At 39.5% G+C, this 19,101-nt stretch carries 12 protein-coding genes; 4 read left to right on the top strand and 8 right to left on the bottom strand.

What is annotated here, in order from left to right; all coding sequences use genetic code 11:
* Window positions 1-2 precede the first annotated feature (2 nt).
* Genes BO15_RS0107120 through BO15_RS0107110 form a run of 3 tightly spaced genes read left to right on the top strand, consistent with a single transcriptional unit; the run spans window position 3 to window position 2,810 of the window.
* The gene (locus BO15_RS0107120; RefSeq protein WP_033153626.1) at window positions 3-1,502 is read left to right on the top strand and encodes a TrkH family potassium uptake protein; all 1,500 of its coding nucleotides are present in this window, start codon (window positions 3-5) and stop codon (window positions 1,500-1,502) included.
* The gene (locus BO15_RS0107115) at window positions 1,499-2,158 is read left to right on the top strand and encodes a hypothetical protein (RefSeq protein WP_052169826.1); all 660 of its coding nucleotides are present in this window, start codon (window positions 1,499-1,501) and stop codon (window positions 2,156-2,158) included. The genes BO15_RS0107120 and BO15_RS0107115 overlap by 4 nt, the downstream gene beginning before the upstream one ends.
* 49 nt (window positions 2,159-2,207) lie before the next feature.
* The gene (locus tag BO15_RS0107110) at window positions 2,208-2,810 is read left to right on the top strand and encodes an AAA family ATPase (protein WP_033153624.1); all 603 of its coding nucleotides are present in this window, start codon (window positions 2,208-2,210) and stop codon (window positions 2,808-2,810) included.
* Between the two features lie 122 nt (window positions 2,811-2,932).
* On the opposite strand, the gene BO15_RS13175 is transcribed toward BO15_RS0107110, so the two are convergent.
* The 4 genes from BO15_RS13175 to hypB form a co-directional block, all read right to left on the bottom strand.
* Window positions 2,933-3,688 (bottom strand): helix-turn-helix domain-containing protein, encoded by a 756-nt coding sequence (locus BO15_RS13175; protein ID WP_052169825.1) that lies wholly within the window; start codon window positions 3,686-3,688, stop codon window positions 2,933-2,935.
* A gap of 115 nt (window positions 3,689-3,803) precedes the next feature.
* Window positions 3,804-4,805, bottom strand: a complete 1,002-nt coding sequence (locus BO15_RS13170) for an alpha/beta hydrolase (RefSeq protein WP_052169824.1) — start codon at window positions 4,803-4,805, stop codon at window positions 3,804-3,806.
* 59 nt (window positions 4,806-4,864) lie between these two features.
* Window positions 4,865-7,648 carry an FAD-dependent oxidoreductase gene (locus tag BO15_RS0107095; protein WP_033153622.1) on the bottom strand — a complete coding sequence of 928 codons (2,784 nt, stop codon included), beginning with the start codon at window positions 7,646-7,648 and terminating at the stop codon, window positions 4,865-4,867.
* Window positions 7,649-7,719: 71 nt separating this feature from the next.
* Entirely contained in the window at window positions 7,720-8,391 is a 672-nt protein-coding gene (gene hypB, locus BO15_RS0107090; protein WP_033153620.1) for a hydrogenase nickel incorporation protein HypB, read from the bottom strand.
* A gap of 277 nt (window positions 8,392-8,668) precedes the next feature.
* Here hypB and BO15_RS0107085 point away from each other — a divergent pair, with 277 nt between their 5' ends.
* On the top strand, window positions 8,669-9,481 hold the full coding sequence (locus BO15_RS0107085) for a transglutaminase domain-containing protein (RefSeq protein ID WP_081828584.1): 813 nt from the start codon (window positions 8,669-8,671) through the stop codon (window positions 9,479-9,481).
* A 28-nt stretch (window positions 9,482-9,509) separates the two neighbouring features.
* On the opposite strand, the gene BO15_RS13165 is transcribed toward BO15_RS0107085, so the two are convergent.
* From BO15_RS13165 to glyA, 4 genes are all read right to left on the bottom strand, one after another.
* Window positions 9,510-10,097 (bottom strand): class D sortase, encoded by a 588-nt coding sequence (locus BO15_RS13165; RefSeq protein ID WP_052169823.1) that lies wholly within the window; start codon window positions 10,095-10,097, stop codon window positions 9,510-9,512.
* Window positions 10,087-15,264, bottom strand: coding sequence for an MSCRAMM family protein (locus tag BO15_RS0107075; protein ID WP_033153616.1), 5,178 nt, complete (start codon window positions 15,262-15,264; stop codon window positions 10,087-10,089). The genes BO15_RS13165 and BO15_RS0107075 overlap by 11 nt, the downstream gene beginning before the upstream one ends.
* 183 nt (window positions 15,265-15,447) lie before the next feature.
* Window positions 15,448-17,805 carry an ATP-binding protein gene (locus tag BO15_RS0107070; RefSeq protein WP_033153613.1) on the bottom strand — a complete coding sequence of 786 codons (2,358 nt, stop codon included), beginning with the start codon at window positions 17,803-17,805 and terminating at the stop codon, window positions 15,448-15,450.
* 38 nt (window positions 17,806-17,843) lie between these two features.
* Window positions 17,844-19,094: a serine hydroxymethyltransferase gene (gene glyA, locus BO15_RS0107065; RefSeq protein WP_033153611.1), complete on the bottom strand. Its 1,251-nt coding sequence runs from the start codon at window positions 19,092-19,094 to the stop codon at window positions 17,844-17,846.
* Between the last annotated feature and the right edge of the window lie 7 nt (window positions 19,095-19,101).

The raw sequence follows: 19,101 nt of genomic DNA, 5'->3' as shown, positions 1-19,101 counted from the left end.
ATATGAATACTTCCGTTATTCGTTTTATTTTAGGATATGTTGTTGGATTCCTCGGCTTGTTCCTTATGCTTCCTATCATGGTAGCTCTCATATATCACGAGGATGTATGGATTTACTATGCAGTTGTAGCATTTCCTTGCCTTATTATAGGAATTTTAAACAGCTATTTTCGTCCAAAGAAATTTGTTTTCTATTTGAAAGAAGGATTCTTCTGCACAGGCGCATCTTGGGTTGCCCTTTCTGTAATCGGTGCCCTTCCACTTCGCCTTAGCGGAGAGATTCCACATTATGTAGATGCTTTATTTGAGGCAGTTTCCGGATTCACCACCACTGGTGCATCCATCCTTGATAACGTTGAATTGCTTACTCACGCCTCATTATTTTGGCGAAGCTTCACTCACTTTGTTGGTGGTATGGGAGTTTTAGTATTCCTGCTTACAGTCATTCCACTTGCCGGTGGTGAGGGCTCTCAGTTCAATCTGATGAAAGCAGAATCACCTGGACCTTCTGTTGGCAAGCTTGTTCCTAAGCTAAAAAACACTGCCCAGATGCTTTATCTTATATACATTGGACTTACACTTTTAGAATTCATACTACTACTTATTGCAGGCATGACTCCATTCGAAGCTATCAACACCTCTATCGCTACAGCTGGTACTGGTGGATTTGGTATCTACGCTGATAGTATTGCCGGCTTCAATGTTGCATGTCAATGGATTGTTGCAATATTCATGTTTATATTTGGTGTAAACTTCAACTTTTACTACTATCTACTCTTCCATCACGCAAGAGATGCGTTTCGAATGGAAGAAGTTAAGATGTATACATTACTTACAGTTGCTTCAGTTGGAATTATTTCTGTAAACATTTTAAACAGCAGCGCAAACCTTTTTGATGCTGTTACAAAGGCAGCCTTCCAGGTAACATCAGTTCAATCATCTACTGGTTTTTCTACTGCTGATTTTGCCCAGTGGCCACAGACTAGCCGATGTGTGCTGGTACTTCTGATGTTCATTGGAGCATGTGCTGGTTCCACTGGCGGCGGTATTAAGGTATCCCGATTCGTTCTCATGGGAAAGGCTGTACACAAAGAATTAATCAGCTATATCCACCCTAGAAGTGTTCGCAAAACTCGTATGGATGGCAAGCCAGTTAACCACGATACAATTCGTTCAAACAATGTTTTCTTTGGAACATTTATGCTTATCTTCTTTGTAAGTGCCTTTGCACTTTCATTTGAGGATTTAGATTTTTCAACTGTATTTACAGCTGTTATCGCTACAATGAGTAATATCGGACCAGGACTTAGCATGGTTGGTCCTGCGGCAAACTTTGGTTTCTTCAGTGATTTTTCAAAAATCGTACTTATTTTTGATATGCTAGCCGGAAGACTTGAATTATTCCCAATTCTTATGCTCTTTCATCCTAATATATGGACTGATTTATTCAAAAAACGCCGTTGTAAAGAATTGAAACATGCAGGAAAAATATTAAAACAATGAAATTAAATACAACTATTATAGAAATGACTGATGCTTATTTGCATCAGTCATTTTATCAATCTAACGAAAAACTAAATATTATAGACTGTCGCAATATTGAAGGTACCAGATGCTATCTTGACGATGCAGCAAAAGAGGAGCTTATAAAGCGAATAAGCAACGAACCTGCCGATGGAATTCACTTTATAGATTCCGGCAACTACCACTACATCACCCTTCTTTGGCTGATGAAAATCACCGTAGATTTCAACCTGGTTTTATTCGACCATCACCCTGACGATCAGCCACCAAGTTTTGGAATGATAACCTCTTGCGGCGGCTGGGTGTTAGAGGCAAAAGAAACATTGCCTCACCTAAAGAATGTTTATACTTTTGGCGTTGGTGAAATGCCTGATGTTTCTGATATTCCTACGGATTTACCACTATATATTTCCATCGATAAAGATGTGCTCACCACTGATTATGCTATCACTGATTGGGACCAGGGAACAATGACCTTGCCTGAAATGACAGATATTCTGAAAAGGATTTTTTCCACACGTGAAATATATGGAGTAGATATCTGCGGAGATTCTGGAGAAATGGCAGAAAACGGGGCTTTAATTAATAATCAGACAAATGCAACTCTTTTTGACTTTTTGTCACAAAAAAAATAAAATAGAAGTAAGAAAAGTATCAAATCAAATGTGATTGGAGGGAACAACTATGTATCCAGTAATTACCATCTCGAGAGAATTTGGCAGCGGCGGTCATAGCATAGGCGAGGCTGTGGCAAAACAGTTGAACATCCCATTTTATGACGGAGAAATCGTTAATCGCGTAGCAGTAGAAAGCGGTTACGCAAAGGAACTTATAGAGACCCAGGGTGAGTATACTTCATCTACAGCAATGTGGTTTGATATCTCTGCGGCTGGAACAATGTACTTCCAGAGCCCACAGGATGAAATCTTTATCGCTCAGAAAAAGGTAATCCTTGATTGTGCAAGCAAGGGCCCATGTGTAATTGTTGGACGTTGTGCCGATTATATCCTCAGAAAAGAAGGAATTCGTTGCTTGAACGTCATGATTCATGCAGATATGGAACATAGAAAAAAACGTGTATTAGAGCGCTACGAGAATATCGAGAATGTCAGCATTGAAAAGAGACTTGCGAAGAAAGACAAACAGCGTAAAACATATTACAAATACTACACTGATAAAAATTGGGGTGACTTCCGCGAATATGATGTAATCCTTGATAGCGGCACTCTAGGTGAAGGAATGTGTGTAAAAACTATCTGCGATTTAGCAGCTGCATTCCCAGAATAGATAGAAACAAAAAAGCAATCAAAAAAGCTAAATGTTACATAGACAAACCTTAGTGTTTCTCCGCTTAGCGTAGAATGCTTCGCTTGAGAAACCTAAGAGTTTGCCTATTACATTTAGCTTTTTTATTGCATTTTATGAAGACGGCCCTGTATAGGCATCAGCAGCAGTGCAAATAACGCTCCATAGAATAACGATAACACTGCTACTGCCATGTTTGGTCCGATGGTATCGGGCGACTCACTCCATACTATAACGAGCACTGCTACAAATCCCATTATGCTGGAAAGTATTCCGCCAAGGATTGCCCCTCTCTGGGCGTATTTTACAGCAAATTCGCATTTTGCGGCTTTCACTGCAACATCGTCCTCTATCTCTACTTTCTTTCCAAAAATCAGCTTAAACGCTCCCAGAAAGCTTTTCATCTGTCCACCTGCTCCTAAAACAATAAGCTGTATAGCAAGCACAAATACTACAGATGGAATATCAAGGAAATATACTACTCTGCTTCCGCTGACTGTAACTATACCAATAAGCCCTAACATCAACAATACAAAGCCTAATGCTAAACCTAGCACTACTGATTTTTTGTCATTCTTATTCTCCTGAACATCTTTAACCAAACTAACCATTATTTCTTCCGCCTTTCCACTATATGCCTCAGCGTTCAGGCGCTCACCGGATAAAAGTTCATTTACATTGATATCAAGGGCCTTGCATAATTCTGGCATGATGCTGGTATCCGGTAATCCTTTGCCAGTCTCCCACCTGGAAACTGCCTTGTCACTAACTCCCACCTGATCTGCCAATTGTTTTTGTGTAAGACCTTTTTCCTTTCTCATCTCCGAGATAAATGAACCTGTCTTGATTAAATCTAACATGTGACCTCCTGCCGCTACTTTAATTACACCTTTAGGCTATAAGAAAAGACGCCTAGAATAAACCTATGTATGCTAGAATCCGCCTAGAATCGGACTCCACGAAAACTAGAACTCCCTAGATTACTGACTCCCAGAACTCCACTGCTCTATCAAGCCAGCCTTCAGCTTTTGTGCGAATGCCAAGGCCAATGCCGTGTGGTACACCAAAATACTTTTCATAGATATGATTAACGCCATGTGCCTTGAGGGCGCTTTCAAAAACATCAGCATGACGACTTGCAGGAACAAGCACATCCCAGGAACCTGAGTACATGAATGTTGGTGGATAGTCATCCTCAATATATTTCTGCACATCTAGAAGCACACGTCCTCTTCTGATGTGACGTAATCCAAACATATGGAAGCTGCCTCTGTTACTAAGCCAAATGCCCATCAAACCAATCCAAATATTCCAGTAAGGATGATGAAGCCAATCGTTAACACAAGTCCATGGATAGCCTAATATGACAGCTCCCGGCTCAGGCAATTGGTAATCCATGTAACCAAACTTGTGGCTGGAAAAGATTCCCGCCAGATTTCCACCTGCTGAAAATCCCATCAATGCATAGCCGTCTAAAGTGACACCGTATTGGTCCTGATTTTGCTGAATCATCTGTAATGCTGTGCCTAAATCCTGCATTGGAGCAAAGGCTTCGCAATCACGTCCCGTGCGATATTCAAGCACAAAGGCATTTACTCCCATTTCATTAAGAGCTGCCGCAACAGGATATCCCTCCTGTCTTGTGCAAAGATGTGCATAACCTCCACCTGGAAGAACAACTACAAATCGCTTGCTCTTAGGGTTATCTGCTGGAAAATACATAAGCCTAACATCTCTTTTATGTTTATCCTTAGACATTTCCTCCATGGAATACACCGGAATTTGCCTAAATCTTCCTGTAGCTTGAAGCTTCTTTACGCGATCTCTTCCCGCTTTTACATTATTGGATTTATGCTCTATATAGTACATCCTGGCTACAGAATATACCGTAAATACGAATGTAAGAATAAGATACGCGATAATCAGTGTTCTCACCGTCTCGCCAAATCCGTTTGCAAACAAATATATGTTTTTCATTATCTTCCTCCGAATTAAAAAAAGGTGCTACCTCAGTAGCACCTTTTATTATAGCATTTTTATCTGTGCTTGAAAGCAACCTTAATACGCTGTTTTAATCCGTTAGGAAGAACGTACTTAAGCTTATCCTCAGATGGAGTCATCTTAGAACACTCTGGATGCTCTCTATAAAGCTTGATAGCATCGAATTCGCACTTAGTTGTACATACACCACAACCAATACACTTATTCTCATCTACTACTGAAGCACCACACTTCAAGCATCTAGCTGTCTCCTTCTTAATCTGCTCCTCTGTAAGCTCTACAGTCTTATCGCGGAATGTAAGCTCTCCGTCAACAGTTGTCTTTGAAACACCTGGAATCTGACGTGGGCTGTGATCGTAGTCACCAATCTTGATGTTTTCCTTATCAAGCTCGATGAAGTCACGACGGTTACGTCCAATTGTAAGTGAGCTGTGTGGCTGTACAAATCTGTGGATTGAGATAGCACCCTCACGACCTGCTGCGATAGCATCGATAGCAAAACGTGGGCCTGTGTACATATCACCACCAACGAAGATATCTGGCTCGTCTGTCTGGTATGTAAGAGCATCAGCCTTTGGACCACGCTCAATAACAACCTTAGAACCCTTGAAGAGATCTCCGTAAACACTACGCTGTCCTACTGAGAAGATAACGTGCTTACACTCTACAGTGATTGTATCATTCTCATCGTACTGTGGAGAGAATCTACCTGTCTCGTCCTTAACACGAGTACACTTCTTGAGAACGATTCCCTTAACAGCACCTGCCTCATCAACGAGAACCTCCTTTGGTCCCCATCCGCAGTTAAGCTCAACGCCTTCTGCCTCAACGATTTCGATTTCCTCTGGAGATGCAGGCATGATATCTCTGCTCTCAAGACAGAACATAGAAACCTTTTCGTTTCCAACACGTCTAGCTGAACGAGCAACGTCGATAGCAACGTTACCACCACCGATAACAACTAAATCACCCTTGATATCGTATTTCTCGTTCTCTGAGCACTCGTGAAGGAAATCAACAGCTGTTGCTGTACCGATAGCATCATCACCTGGTACGCCTGGCTTGTTTCCGCCCTGGCAACCAATAGCTACGTAGAATGCCTTGTAGCCCTGTGAACGAAGCTCATCAAGTGAAATATCCTTACCAACTTCAACGCCACACTTAATCTCTACACCAAGCTCCTTGATGATTTCGATTTCAGCGTCGATTACATTGTTCTCAAGTACGAATGATGGAATACCGTAACGAAGCATACCACCTGGATACTTGCTCTTTTCGAAGATTGTAGGCTTGTAGCCCTTAAGTGCTAAGAAGTAAGCACAAGAAAGACCTGCAGGACCTGCACCAATAATAGCTACCTTCTCTGTGAACTCACCCTTCTGTGAAGGAACGATCTTCTTAGGGATGTAGCGTGTCTCTGACTTAAGATCCATCTCTGCTAAGAAACGCTTAACTTCATCGATTGCAATTGCCTCATCGATTGTTCCACGTGTACAAGCTGCCTCGCAACGTCTGTTACATACACGACCGCAGATTGCTGGAAGTGGATTGTCCTGCTTGATAAGAGCAAGAGCTTCTTTGTAACGTCCCTGAGCTGCCATACGAAGGTAACCCTGGATAGCGATATGTGCAGGACAAGCTGTCTTACATGGAGCTGTACCTGTGTCATAGCAGTTGATTCTGTTTGTGTCACGATAGTTGTCGTTCCACTCGTCTGTTGACCACTTGCGCTCTGTTGGAAGAACCTGCTTTGGATACTCAACCTGTGAGCCATCAGCCTTGCAAAGCTTCTGACCAAGCTTAACAGCACCAGCTGGGCAGTTCTCAACACACTTACCACAAGCAACACAATCCTCAGCTGTAACGTGAGCAACATATGCTGAACGTGACATGTTTGGAGTATTGAAAAGCTGTGATGTACGAAGTGCATAACATACATTTACATTACAGTTACAGATAGCGAAAATCTTGTTCTCGCCATCGATATTTGTGATCTGGTGAACGAAGCCGTTGTCCTCAGCCTGCTTGAAAATCTCAAGAGCTTCTTCACGAGTGATGTAAACACCACCCTTGTTTGTTTCAACAACGTAGTCTGCCATATCACCAACTGCGATACACCATCCTTCTGGATCATCAGCACAGCCCTCGTCATATGTCTTTCTAGAAAGACGGCAAGAACATGGTGACTTAGCATACTTTCCTTCGTATTTATCGAGCCAGTAAGAAATCTTCTCAAGTCCGATTGCTTCCTGCTCCATTGAAATAGCGTCCTCTACAGGGATAACGTGCATACCAATACCAGCGCCTCCTGGTGGTACCATGTGTGTAAGTCCCTCAAGTGGAAGACGGCTCATTCTCTCAAAGAAACGTCCCATCTCAGGATGCTCAGCCAAGAAATCCTGATTCATGTTTGAGAACTCTGCAGAACCTGGAACGAACATAGGAAGTACCCACTGCTTTTCGTGAGCTTCGTTCTCATAGTTCCACTCTAAAAGACCTGTCCAGCTAGCTTTCTCAAGTCTTTCCTCAAGTGTTTTTTCATCGAGGCCAGTGATTTCAAGAAGCTCCTTGAAAGTCTTTGGCTTTCTAATGCCACCCATAGAAAGTGCAAGCTCTGCAATTTCCTTTGTAGGTGCAAGATTTGCAACAGCCCAGTACTCTGGATCGTACTTTGTAATCTTCTGAAGACCAAGCTTGATTTTAGCTCTATCTGTGATTACCTTTCCAAGCTGAAGAATTTCTGGACGTAGATCTTCATCCTTTAAATCATTTACCCAATCAGGATAAAAATCGCCCAAATTGTCTGGTCCGATACCCATATTAATTTCCTCCTTTAATTGCCCTAAAACTGTTATTTATACTTCCCTCAAAAAGTCTCAATTCCCTAGCATTAAGCCTGCCACTGCTGAACCTGGCCCCTCAACCAGTCAATCCACTCATCAAATCCTTCGCCAGTTTTGGCTGAAACAAAGATAACCTTTGCATTAGGATTAAGACTGTGGATTCGTTCGACAACAGCATCCTTTGAGAATTCGCTAAACACTGGAAGTGTGTCGCATTTGTTGATAAGCACTACATCACACACTGAAAACATCAGTGGGTACTTAAGTGGTTTGTCGTCTCCCTCGGGAACAGAGAGAATCATGGCGTTCTTTGATGAACCGGTATCAAATTCCGCTGGACAAACTAAATTACCAACGTTTTCCAGGAAGACAAGATCTAAGTCTTCTGTTCCAAACTCATGCAAGCCCTGGCGGGTCATATCCGCATCGAGATGGCACATACCTCCTGTATGTATCTGAATTGCACGTGCTCCTGCCGCAGTAATTGTGGCAGCGTCTACATCAGAATCAATATCAGCCTCCATTACACCGATTTGCATTTCGTCCTTAAGACGTGCGATTGTTTGGCATAATGTGGTTGTTTTGCCAGAACCAGGAGCTGACATCAGATTAACAAGAAATGTCTTCTGTTCTTTAATCTCCTGTCTGAGCTTATCAGCATCTGCATCATTGTCCTCAAAGATGCTCTGCTTTACTTCGATGATTTTGTAATCTAGCATAAGCTCTCCTAACCAAATGCTGTTAGTAAACTCTAACTCATTTTTTCAGTTTCCTGTATATATAATATACTCTAATTGATAAAAAATTGTCAATAAGTTTTTTCGCCACAAACCGGTATAATTTCTAGGACAAAGCTACTTTATTACACAGGGTGTGTATTATCACTGTGAATTCTTTGTGAACATGGGCTTTGTACAAATTTTATTCACCATTTTTACTTATAATCTGATAATAGGATGATTTTCCTTAGAAAACTATTAGTTTGGGTGATGAGATATGAAGAATAGAGTTTGTTCGATATGTCTTTTAATTACATTAATATTTAGTTTACATTCTACCACAATTACCAGTACTGCGCTCACTTCAAATGAGCCTTTATACCCATATTTACAACTTCTTAATTCTGATCAGCTTTCCGTTTACAATCAGATTTACCAAAATATCATGAACTTCAATGACGAGCTTTTTGTGTTGGATACACCTATATCTGAAAAAAGTTTGGAGGATACAATGAATTCTCTCTTCAACGATCATCCCGAGCTTTTCTGGGTGTACACATCATATCAGTATGCTGTAGATTCTTCTGATATCGTTCACAAAGTCAGATTGAAATTCTGTATTACCAAGGATGAATTACCTCAAGCTCAAGCGAATTTCAATGGTGTTTTAAATTCGCTTGTTGCAGGCGCAAAGCAATTCACCCGCCAGATTGACCAGGAAAAGTATTTGCATGACGCTATCTGTCAGATGAACACCTATGATCCTGATAACCATATGAATCAAAGCGCTTACTCTGCTCTCACAACTGGCACCACTGTATGCGCAGGATACGCTAGAGCATTTCAGGCAGCCTGCCAGCGCCTTGGCATCACCTGCTATTATGTAACTGGAATTTCTATGGGAAGCACCCACGCATGGAACGTGGTTAAAATTGATGGAAAGTTTTATAACGTAGATTTGACTTGGGACGATTCAATTTCTGAATCTATCGGAATCACTTCCTACGACTATTTCAATAAAAGTGATGCAGCTTTTGCATCCGACCACAGCCGCTCTAGCCTGTCAGGAAGAATTGTGGCTTGTAACTAAAAACGGCCTGATTTTACAGGCCGTTTTTTTATATCACTCGCTCAGCTATAATAACCAAGCGTTGTGTTGCTATATAGATTGGTGTGCAGGTGTATAGAGTGAGTGTTTCTTTGCCCTCTATAGGTTCAAGGATTTCTACATCTGTAGGGTCCACCACCTGAATGTCTGTTACCACATATGTGTATGTTTCTGTGGCTGAATCCAGATAAATCAAATCATCTATTTCCACTTCATCCAAGCGATTAAAGTATTTGCCAAAGTTGTAATTGCGATGACCTGCGATTACGCAATTTCCTTCCTCTCCTGCAAATGCAGTTCCCGATTCATGTCCAAGAGAATCTGATAAAACATCTCTTTCAGTGCCCTCTCGCACTGGATTTTCTGAATCGATAGATGGAATTCTAAGGATGTAGAGCATGTCTCCTGTAACTGCATCATTACCTTCTGTTTCTGATGATGCAACACCGCTTTCAATCTTTTCTTTGAACTCTTCAACAGTATTCTTTTTTGAATAATATTGCTTTAGGTTTAATGCAATAGAACTGAGCAATAAGCCCAGTCCCAATGCGATTAACGTTAAACCTATTATCTTTTTAATAGATTGTTTATTTGTCATGTTCCTTTTTCTTTCCAAGTGTCAAATACAAACCAACAAGGATTAGCGCCACTGCTGTAATGTATCCAAACAATGTACCTACAAAACCACCTGTCTTTGCAAGTCTATCAGCATTAACATCCTGATTATTTTCATCAAGATCAGCACCCACTATAATATCCTTTTCTTTGAGAGCTAATTCCTGATTATCTTTTTTTGCTGTGTAGCTTCCATTGTTGCTAGCAGTGTTTGCTATGCCTGATTGAAGTGTAAATCCAGTGTTTTCTGATGCTGATGGTGCTGGAGTAGGTACTACCGGACTCTTTACATCCATTTTTATTGTAATTGGAAGTGGGTTGCCCTCCTCATCATACTCTACAGGCACGTCAACATAGTCACTGCCTCTAAGGGTTGGCTTTTCTATAAGCTTTGTCTTTATAGTTCCATTCTCGTCTTCATATACCTGAACCATAACAACTTTTGATGTCCTATTACCAGCACTATCTGTTGAAACGATAACATATTCTGTTTCTGGATTTAGCTCAGGATCGTTTGTATCAGTATCACTTTTCCAAACTGGTTTATCTGATAAGCCACTAGGAACACCATCTTCGTATGTAACTGTATATATTTCGGTTTTAATCTCGTCTGATGGTTCACCATCTTTTGTTGGTGCAAAGTCTGTCAATGTGACTTTTTTTGATGAATCCGGATTTTCTGGAACTACCACCTTGTTATCAGCAACTGATATCTGAACATTTCCAATATTAGATGAATTATCAAATTCTACCTTATCTGATTTGACAGTAAACTTTATAGCCTTGTCCTCATTATTTAAGAAACCTAATGGTGCATCTGTTCTTGTCAACCAGTAATCACCTTCTGGCAATGTAAATGATATGAATGAGCCATCAGATATCCATTCCTGCACCACATTATCTTTTGTTTTATATGCAAGCTTAAACTTAGCGCCTGACAGGTATCTGCCTTGGTCAGATACATCGTTAATGCTTACCGACACTGATTTAAGCTTATGATCAAACATTGTAATAGATGACTCGGTATTTGAAGCTTTGATATTGTTTTCAACTATAACGAGTTTTCCATAATTTGCAGATGTTGTATCATCATCGACTTTAAACTTAAGACCAGCCTTTGAATCTCCAGCATATCCGAATGGCACCTGTGCTTCCTTGACTTCGTATTCCTGACCATAAACAGCCTCAAAAGGAGTTGTAGAAGTTGATGAATTCCAGACCTCGTTGCCATTGTTTGTGATTGAAATAACACCCTTATTACTTTCGAGTTTAGTTAAATCAACATTTTTCTCATCTCTATCAACAAGATTGATTTTTATCGGTTTCGATGGTTTTGTATTAACCACAGTATTTGCCGCAACGTTATTTCTTGCTGCTGTAACACCTGTTCCAACAGTTTTAACTGTATGGCCTGTTGCTAAATCTGTATCAGCTGTCTTTGATATCTCATATCCTTCCGGAATAACTGTTTCTACAATCAAATACTCTGTGTTTGGCTGAAGATTTCCCTGACCGTTAAAAAGTATTTCGCCCTTAGAATTTGTAATGGCTGTTTCAATAGTTTTGGCTGTAGTCTTATCTTTTAATTCAATCTTTGCTCCTGCCAAGGGCTTTGTAGGATCATTTTGATCAACTAGCTTAACCTGTAGATATACATATTTGGTTAAATCTGCTCCACCAAAACTACTGCTTTTGTAATCCCATTCCTGCGCTTTTTCCTTAACACTCTCCGCACCTACAAGCTGAATGCTATTTGTTATATCTTTCTGCGAAGAATCAAGCATTTTAGCTGTGTACTTTAACACATATGCCATTCCTTCATTTCTAGGGATATTAACCTCTAAAACTGTCTTGCTATCATCGTTAAGGTAAACTGAAATATCATTCTCACTTAGATTTACTTTTGTATTACTTGATAAAGTACCGTCTGTTGGATTTACTGTAGCCTCATAAAGACATACAGAATCTTCTACCAACGTAAGACTTGAACCCATTGTATCTCTAGCTTTTATAACAACATTGTCAGCCACTTCAGCATATAGATTCTGTCTTGCAGGGTTAATCTGTACTACGAAGTCGACATTTTCTTTATTTGTAGTATCTTGTGTACCTGCCTTTACTAAGAGCTTATTATTAATTGTCACATCATTGCTCTTAGCAACTACATATGTACCAGCCTCTTCGCTACCGTATTGATTACTAATAAGCTTTGCAGAGTTCTCTATTTTTGTTTCGCCTGTTTTAAGAAGCCAATCACCATCTTTAACTTTAACAACAAACGAAAACTCATTTTTCGCTGAGATAGTACCAACATTAAATTTAATATTATTATTTACAACAGTTGGCTTTGCAATTCCTGACGCAGATACATACTCTACTTTGTCGTCTAAAGCATCAAATACGAATACATCATCCATACTCATACCATTAGCATCTACAGTAACAGTATACTTGATAGTATGATCATCGTAATTATATGGATCAGCCTTTATGTCCAGCACCTTACTTACATATTCTTTACTAACAGAATCCTCAACGTCATCGTTTTCTGATGATTTAAGAGTAACTCTATTGGTGTAGTTTGCCTTATTATTATTTGCCCACACATTATTCTGAGTATTATCAAGCTCGGTAGTGACAACAAAAGAAGCACTGTGTCCGTTTAGCTTATCACCAAAATAAAACTCTTTGTCCGAATCTGCATCTTTTACAGTTGGATATTCACTTTCTGCTATGGGCTCTCCATCTATTTTTACATCTGATATTCCAATATATGCATGTCCATCAGGTATATCATCAACTACAGATACTCCAGATAGAGGCTGCTTATTCTTGTTAACATCTATCTTCCACTTCATCTGATGATTAACCAAATCTGGCTCTAAAGCTGTTTTTTCAATAGAAGCCTTATAAGTGGTTACATCTTTTTCAAAGAACGGTTTTGACACTGTTGGAGTCTTTGGTGTAACTGGTGTACCATTCTTATCGTATTTATATGAAATGGTTGCACTATTTGATGGAATACCATGGTTTTCTTTCAAGTATTTATCATAGTTTAATATCTGTGTTTTATAGGTAACAGTGTATGTTTTGTTACCCGACATTGGATTATTAAAGCAAACTTTTAATATATTGTTTTGAAATGTATAACTATACTCCGAAGCATCAAGCTCATTTACTTTTACATCAGTCAAATTAATACTTACCGGTTTCGCATTTGTTAAGGAGTCTGGAGTAATCGTATCAGTAAGAACCAAATCCTTTAATGTAAAACCATTATTCTTGATTTTAACAGTCCATGTTGTATTTCCTTTTGAATCTATAGAGGTTCCAGTTTTTTGAATCCAACTATCTAGGTAAGTACTTATATTAACCGTTGCTTCATTAGATATAATGTCAAGTTTGCTATAGTCTGTGGACTTACTATTACCTGTTACATTTGTTTTATTTGTAACTGCCGAAGTAACAGTTTTAGGTGCGTCTACATTAGTACCTGCTACCTGCCCTAGCGTATCCACATATGTCTGATATGTATACACAAGCTTTTTACCTGGTGTAATCAAATCATCACCTGTGTATTCCCACTTCAAATCAGTTGTGCTTGTAGGTGTAACCGTTGCATCTCCTAGCTTTAATGATCCATCTCTGTATACCTGATTTTCATCAATATTGCCTTGGAATGCATACTTATCGTAATGGATTGGCCTTTCTGTATCATTTGTTAGAGTTACAGTCCAATTAACATATCCTGTCCAGTTTCCATTTTCATCAATATTTAGGCTGCCCTCTGTTTTTATAGAAGGCTCTTTAAGTTTATACTCATCAACCTTGATAGTATATTTTCCATATTTACCAAAGTCCAACTCATAAACGCCATTTTTATTTTCTGCATTATCAATCTGCTCCTGATTCAGCTGTATAAATATGCCGGCTTCAGCTTTACTAATATCTTCAGCTGTATCTAATCCATTATAGGATACTGAAAAAAAAGTTTTGCCATCCTTGAACTGGATTTTTCCAAATTCGTGGGTATTTCCTGTTATTGGAACGCTAATTGCTTCACTATTAACAGACTTTAAATAACCTGGTAAGCCTGGAAGTTCATATTCTTCTCCTGATGCAACAATAACTTTTTTAGCTACTGCTAATCCTTCCAAATTTACATCTCGACTTTCAACTACAGTAATTGGAGATGCAAAAACATATGTAAGTTTAAGTTTGTCGTTGAGTGATAAGGAATCTCCTGATTTAAATTCAGAGGTTGAACCATCAGCAGCAACCTTTTCCAATTTAATCTCTCTAATTAATGCATTTGCATTTGTACTATCTTCAACTATTTTGTTTGAGGATTCATCAATTACAAGCGCGTAAACTGAAAAATGTTCTGCCTCAAAGCTAACCTGGCCCTCTCCAACACTTGTATCTACAGACTCGGCCGACTGCATGGAATCCGCTATATGGAATACTTCCATATCTTTGTTAGCATCAGCTTTAACCTCTGCTGTGTCGATATTGTTGAAAGTTACCTGGACATTTCCCTTTGATGTATCTGGCTGAACCTCATTTCCGTTTGCGTCATAGATAGTGATGTCAAATGCCTTCACCTCTACTACTGACTTTGTATCAGCAAGGTTCTTTTCTACTGCGTCCTCGATTTTAGAGATGTTGCTTTTTCCAGTGATGGCAACTGCTTCAAAGTGGCTGTCCTTTGGAAGAACCCCTGCTGCTGCAGTCATGGAGATTTTAACACCATCAATCTCCTTTGTCTGAGAAAAAGCATCTTCTTTTTCTTCTGAAACATTCTCTTCTACAGTTTCGTTTTCTGTCTCAGTATCATCAGAAATTACATCCTCAGTAACTATTTCCTTTTCATCTTTTTGAACAGGCTCTTCGAAAACCATCTCCTGGTTTTCTTGAGCTTCTTCTGTTACAACTGACTCCTCTGCTTCTTTCTCTTCCTCTTTGTTAATAGGAACTTCTTCTTTCTTTTGTTCCTCAGTTATTATTTCTGTTTCTGGTGTCTCGAGCTGCGTCTGCTCTTCCACCTGTTGGGGTTCTGCGACTCCCTCTGCTTGCGACACTAAATCCGAGCTGAATGTGCTAAATATAATAGCAAAGCCCAGAACTGCCGCCATAATTTTCTTTTTCATTATCTATAGTTCCCTTCTTGTGTCTCAAAACTCTTGCCCCCCACTTGGAAACTAAATTATTCCAAACCAGTTTATTATTATAAAATGTAATGTTTCAAAGTCAATACAATCTATGTTCTAAAATTGTTTTTTCAGACATTAAGCACCCAAAAATAGAGACCGGTCTAAACCAGTCTCTATCCGTTAATTGTAGCTTATTTTGCAATCCAAGGTGATTGTTACTTCTGTTCCTAGATTCTTTTTCGACATAAGAGTGACATAACCTCCCATAAGCTCCACAAGCTTTTTCGTAATGGTCAATCCCAGACCAACACCTGTCAGATTCGCATCCAATGCATTTTCTTCCTTTGTGAAAGCATCAAAAGCTATTCCTTTAAACTCATCACTCATACCAGTGCCATCATCTTTGATGGTGAACACCAACCTTGCCATACTCATGTTTCCGCATGGCTGTTCTTCCACTGTAAACTTTATAGTACCACCTGCACCAGTGAACTTAAGAGAATTATCAATAACTGCCATTAACGCCTGCATTAATCGTTCTCTATCCACCATAACATCTTTGGTCTTTATATTCTTTGTCTTTACAGAATAATTAATACCTTTGCCATCTGCCTTTGGCTGCATGTAGCCTTCAATTTCTCTTGCAAAGGCTGCCACGTTAACCTTTTCTTTGTTAAAAATAAGTCTACCTTTATCAAGAATACTTGCATCAATAATCTTGTCTGCAGTAGTCTGAATATTATCACTGTCAATCTCGATTTTTTTAAGACAATCGCTAATTAGCTTTTCGTCATCCATCGCTTGTGATGCCATGCTTGAAAGATTATGTATTTCAGTAATTGGCTCCTTAATACTCCTTGCAATATTTTCAATAAGAACCAATTGATTGTTATTGGAATTGCGAAGAGCAAGTATAACTCTATTCTTTCGAATGGTTCTAATATGAAGGATGATTACTGAAACTACAACAATCAAGACAATAATTACTAAAACGCCCACAAGATAGTCGTCTAGCCAGTCGATAAATGAATAGTTGTATAAATCATTTGTGTATTTATAAGCAATACTTTCAGAATAATCTTCTGTAAGAATATTAATACCTCGGTTTAAAAGACGTAGCAAACCATCATTACCGATTTTTACACCAAGGCATCTGTCATCCTTTTCAGAAAGCTGTCTAACAGATAAGCGATTGTACTTGTAATTCTTTAGAATCTCTCCAGCACGCAAACCATTGAGAGTAGTACAATCTACTTCATGTTTCATAACAGCTTCCAAACACTGTTCTATATTGTCATAATAAACAATCTCTGCATCAGGGTAGTATGTCTTTATGTAATAATACTGCATACTGTTACTGCTGTTTACAGCAAATCTAGCTACGCTAGGATTAACCACAACATTGTCAAATACCAGCTCTGCACTGCTAGAAACTATTGGTTCTGTCTGGTAGATTCCGTTTTGTTCAGAGTGATATATACCACCGCCCACTGGAAATGCAATATCAATTTCTTCATTGTTGATAGCTGTAATCATATCTTCATAGGTATCATATCCAACGTAAGACAAACTGATATCATCCACATTAATAGCATTAAAAATAGCTGGCATTAGCTCTCTAACAATACCTGTTACATTCCCATTTGTATCTGAGGAACTGTATGGAAGATAGTTATTTAAATATCCTACCTTTATTGAGTCGTTATTATCCAACCATTCACGTTCAACAGCTGACAATGCTTGTGCTGACACACTGGAACCATGATATTTTGAGCTAAGAGAGCTTGTATAATATGGCTCATCATTGAATAAAGCAGTTTGTGCCTCATTTAATTCGTATAAAAGATCCCCTCTGCTGTTGCTGACACAAATATAATAATCAGTCATTCCAAATGTCAAAAGAACCTCGTAACCTGTTCTCTTATTAGTACCTTCACCTTCAACAGCTAGAACTTCAACCTCTCCTGCCTCAAAAGCAGCTTTTAGCTCATCAGTAGACTCGTAACGTACCACATTGGCTTCAATGCTATTTCTTTCAAGATATTCGTCTAGTGCATCCGCAATGGCACTATCAAGCACACCAATAGAACGCCCCTGTAAAGAATCAACATCACTTGTAATCTCTCGATTGCTTTCATACTTGACCAGGTTGTATGATTCAGTACCCATTGCTAACTGGGGATATCCCATCAAGTCAGCCCTGTCCTCTTTATAAGCAAGACCTGCTAACATATCTATATCGCCATCAATCAACATCTGATACAAGTCATTAAAGCTACCATATACATACTCATATCTCCAGCCTGTATACTCCGATAGCTTCATATAATACTCGTATGCATAGCCTGATTTTACGGCATCTTCCGAAGCTCCCTCTTGGAATATTTCATTCTCGTAATAACCTATTTTGACTGTCTTAGGCTGTACATTTGAAGCAGACACAAAAAGAGGGCCTTGCAATAAGGATATAACAAGGCCCATAATTACTAGATATGTCAAATTCTTCAAATGGTTTCCTATAAAAGAAACTCTCCTCATAAACCGATTCCCCTAAAATATTAATTATTTCTTTTACTTTAACACATTTCTCCAGTAAGTGGATATTTATCTGTAATTTCTTTTATAATTTTGCGAGCTTTTTCTACGCCAGCTTCCTGCTCCTTGATAACAACTGCAATTGCCTCAGCAACCTTGTCGAAATCATCCTCCTTAAGTCCACGTGTTGTAGCAGCTGGTGTACCAAGACGAATACCAGATGTTACGAATGGTGACTTTGGATCGTTAGGAATTGTGTTTTTATTTGCTGTGATATGCGCATCATCAAGAAGCTTCTCAACAACCTTGCCTGTAAGCTCAAATGGTGTTAAGTCGATGAGCATCAAGTGATTGTCGGTACCGCCTGATACAATTTTAATACCTCTGTCCTGAAGACCTTTGCAAAGAGCCTGAGCGTTCTTTACAATCTGCTTGCCGTATTCTTTGAATGAAGGCTCTAAAGCTTCCTTGAAGCATACAGCCTTACCTGCAATAACATGCATAAGTGGGCCACCCTGGATTCCTGGGAATACAGCCTTATTGAAATTGTACTTTTCATTAGCTTCGGCTGTTGCCATAATCATACCACCTCTAGGACCGCGAAGAGTCTTGTGTGTAGTGGTTGTTACTATATCTGCATATGGGATTGGGCTCTCATGGACGCCTGCTGCTACAAGACCAGCAATGTGAGCCATGTCCACAAACAGAACTGCATCAACTTTGTCACAGATTTCTCTGAAGCGCTTGAAGTCAATCTTACGACAATATGCAGAAGCTCCTGCAATAATCATCTTTGGCTTGCACTCAAGTGCTATACGCTCTACTTCATCATAATCGATGAAACCATCATCGTTTACTCCATAAGGAACAATGTTGAAATAAGTACCAGAGAAGTTGGCAGGTGAACCATGTGTAAGGTGTCCGCCGTGATCCAAATTCATACCCATAACTGTGTCCCCTGGCTTAAGCACTGCAAACTGCACTGCCATGTTGGCCTGCGCACCAGAATGAGGCTGAACGTTGACATATTCGCAACCAAAAAGCTCTTTTGCACGTTCACGAGCAAGCTCCTCGATTACATCAACTTCTGAGCAACCACCATAATAACGCTTTCCTGGATACCCCTCAGCATACTTGTTTGTAAGTACAGAGCCCATAGCTGACATTACTGCTGGTGATACCCAGTTTTCTGAAGCGATAAGCTCGATGTGTTCTGACTGGCGATTGAACTCCTTAACAATTGCCTCTGCTACTTCTGGATCTGTGTTTTTGATGTCCTGTAGTGTGTACATTATAATC

Source organism: Pseudobutyrivibrio ruminis HUN009 (assembly GCF_000703005.1).
GTDB lineage: Bacteria > Bacillota > Clostridia > Lachnospirales > Lachnospiraceae > Pseudobutyrivibrio > Pseudobutyrivibrio ruminis_A.
Note: the sequence above shows the minus strand (reverse complement) of the source record. Positions and strands in the feature narration are given on the sequence as shown.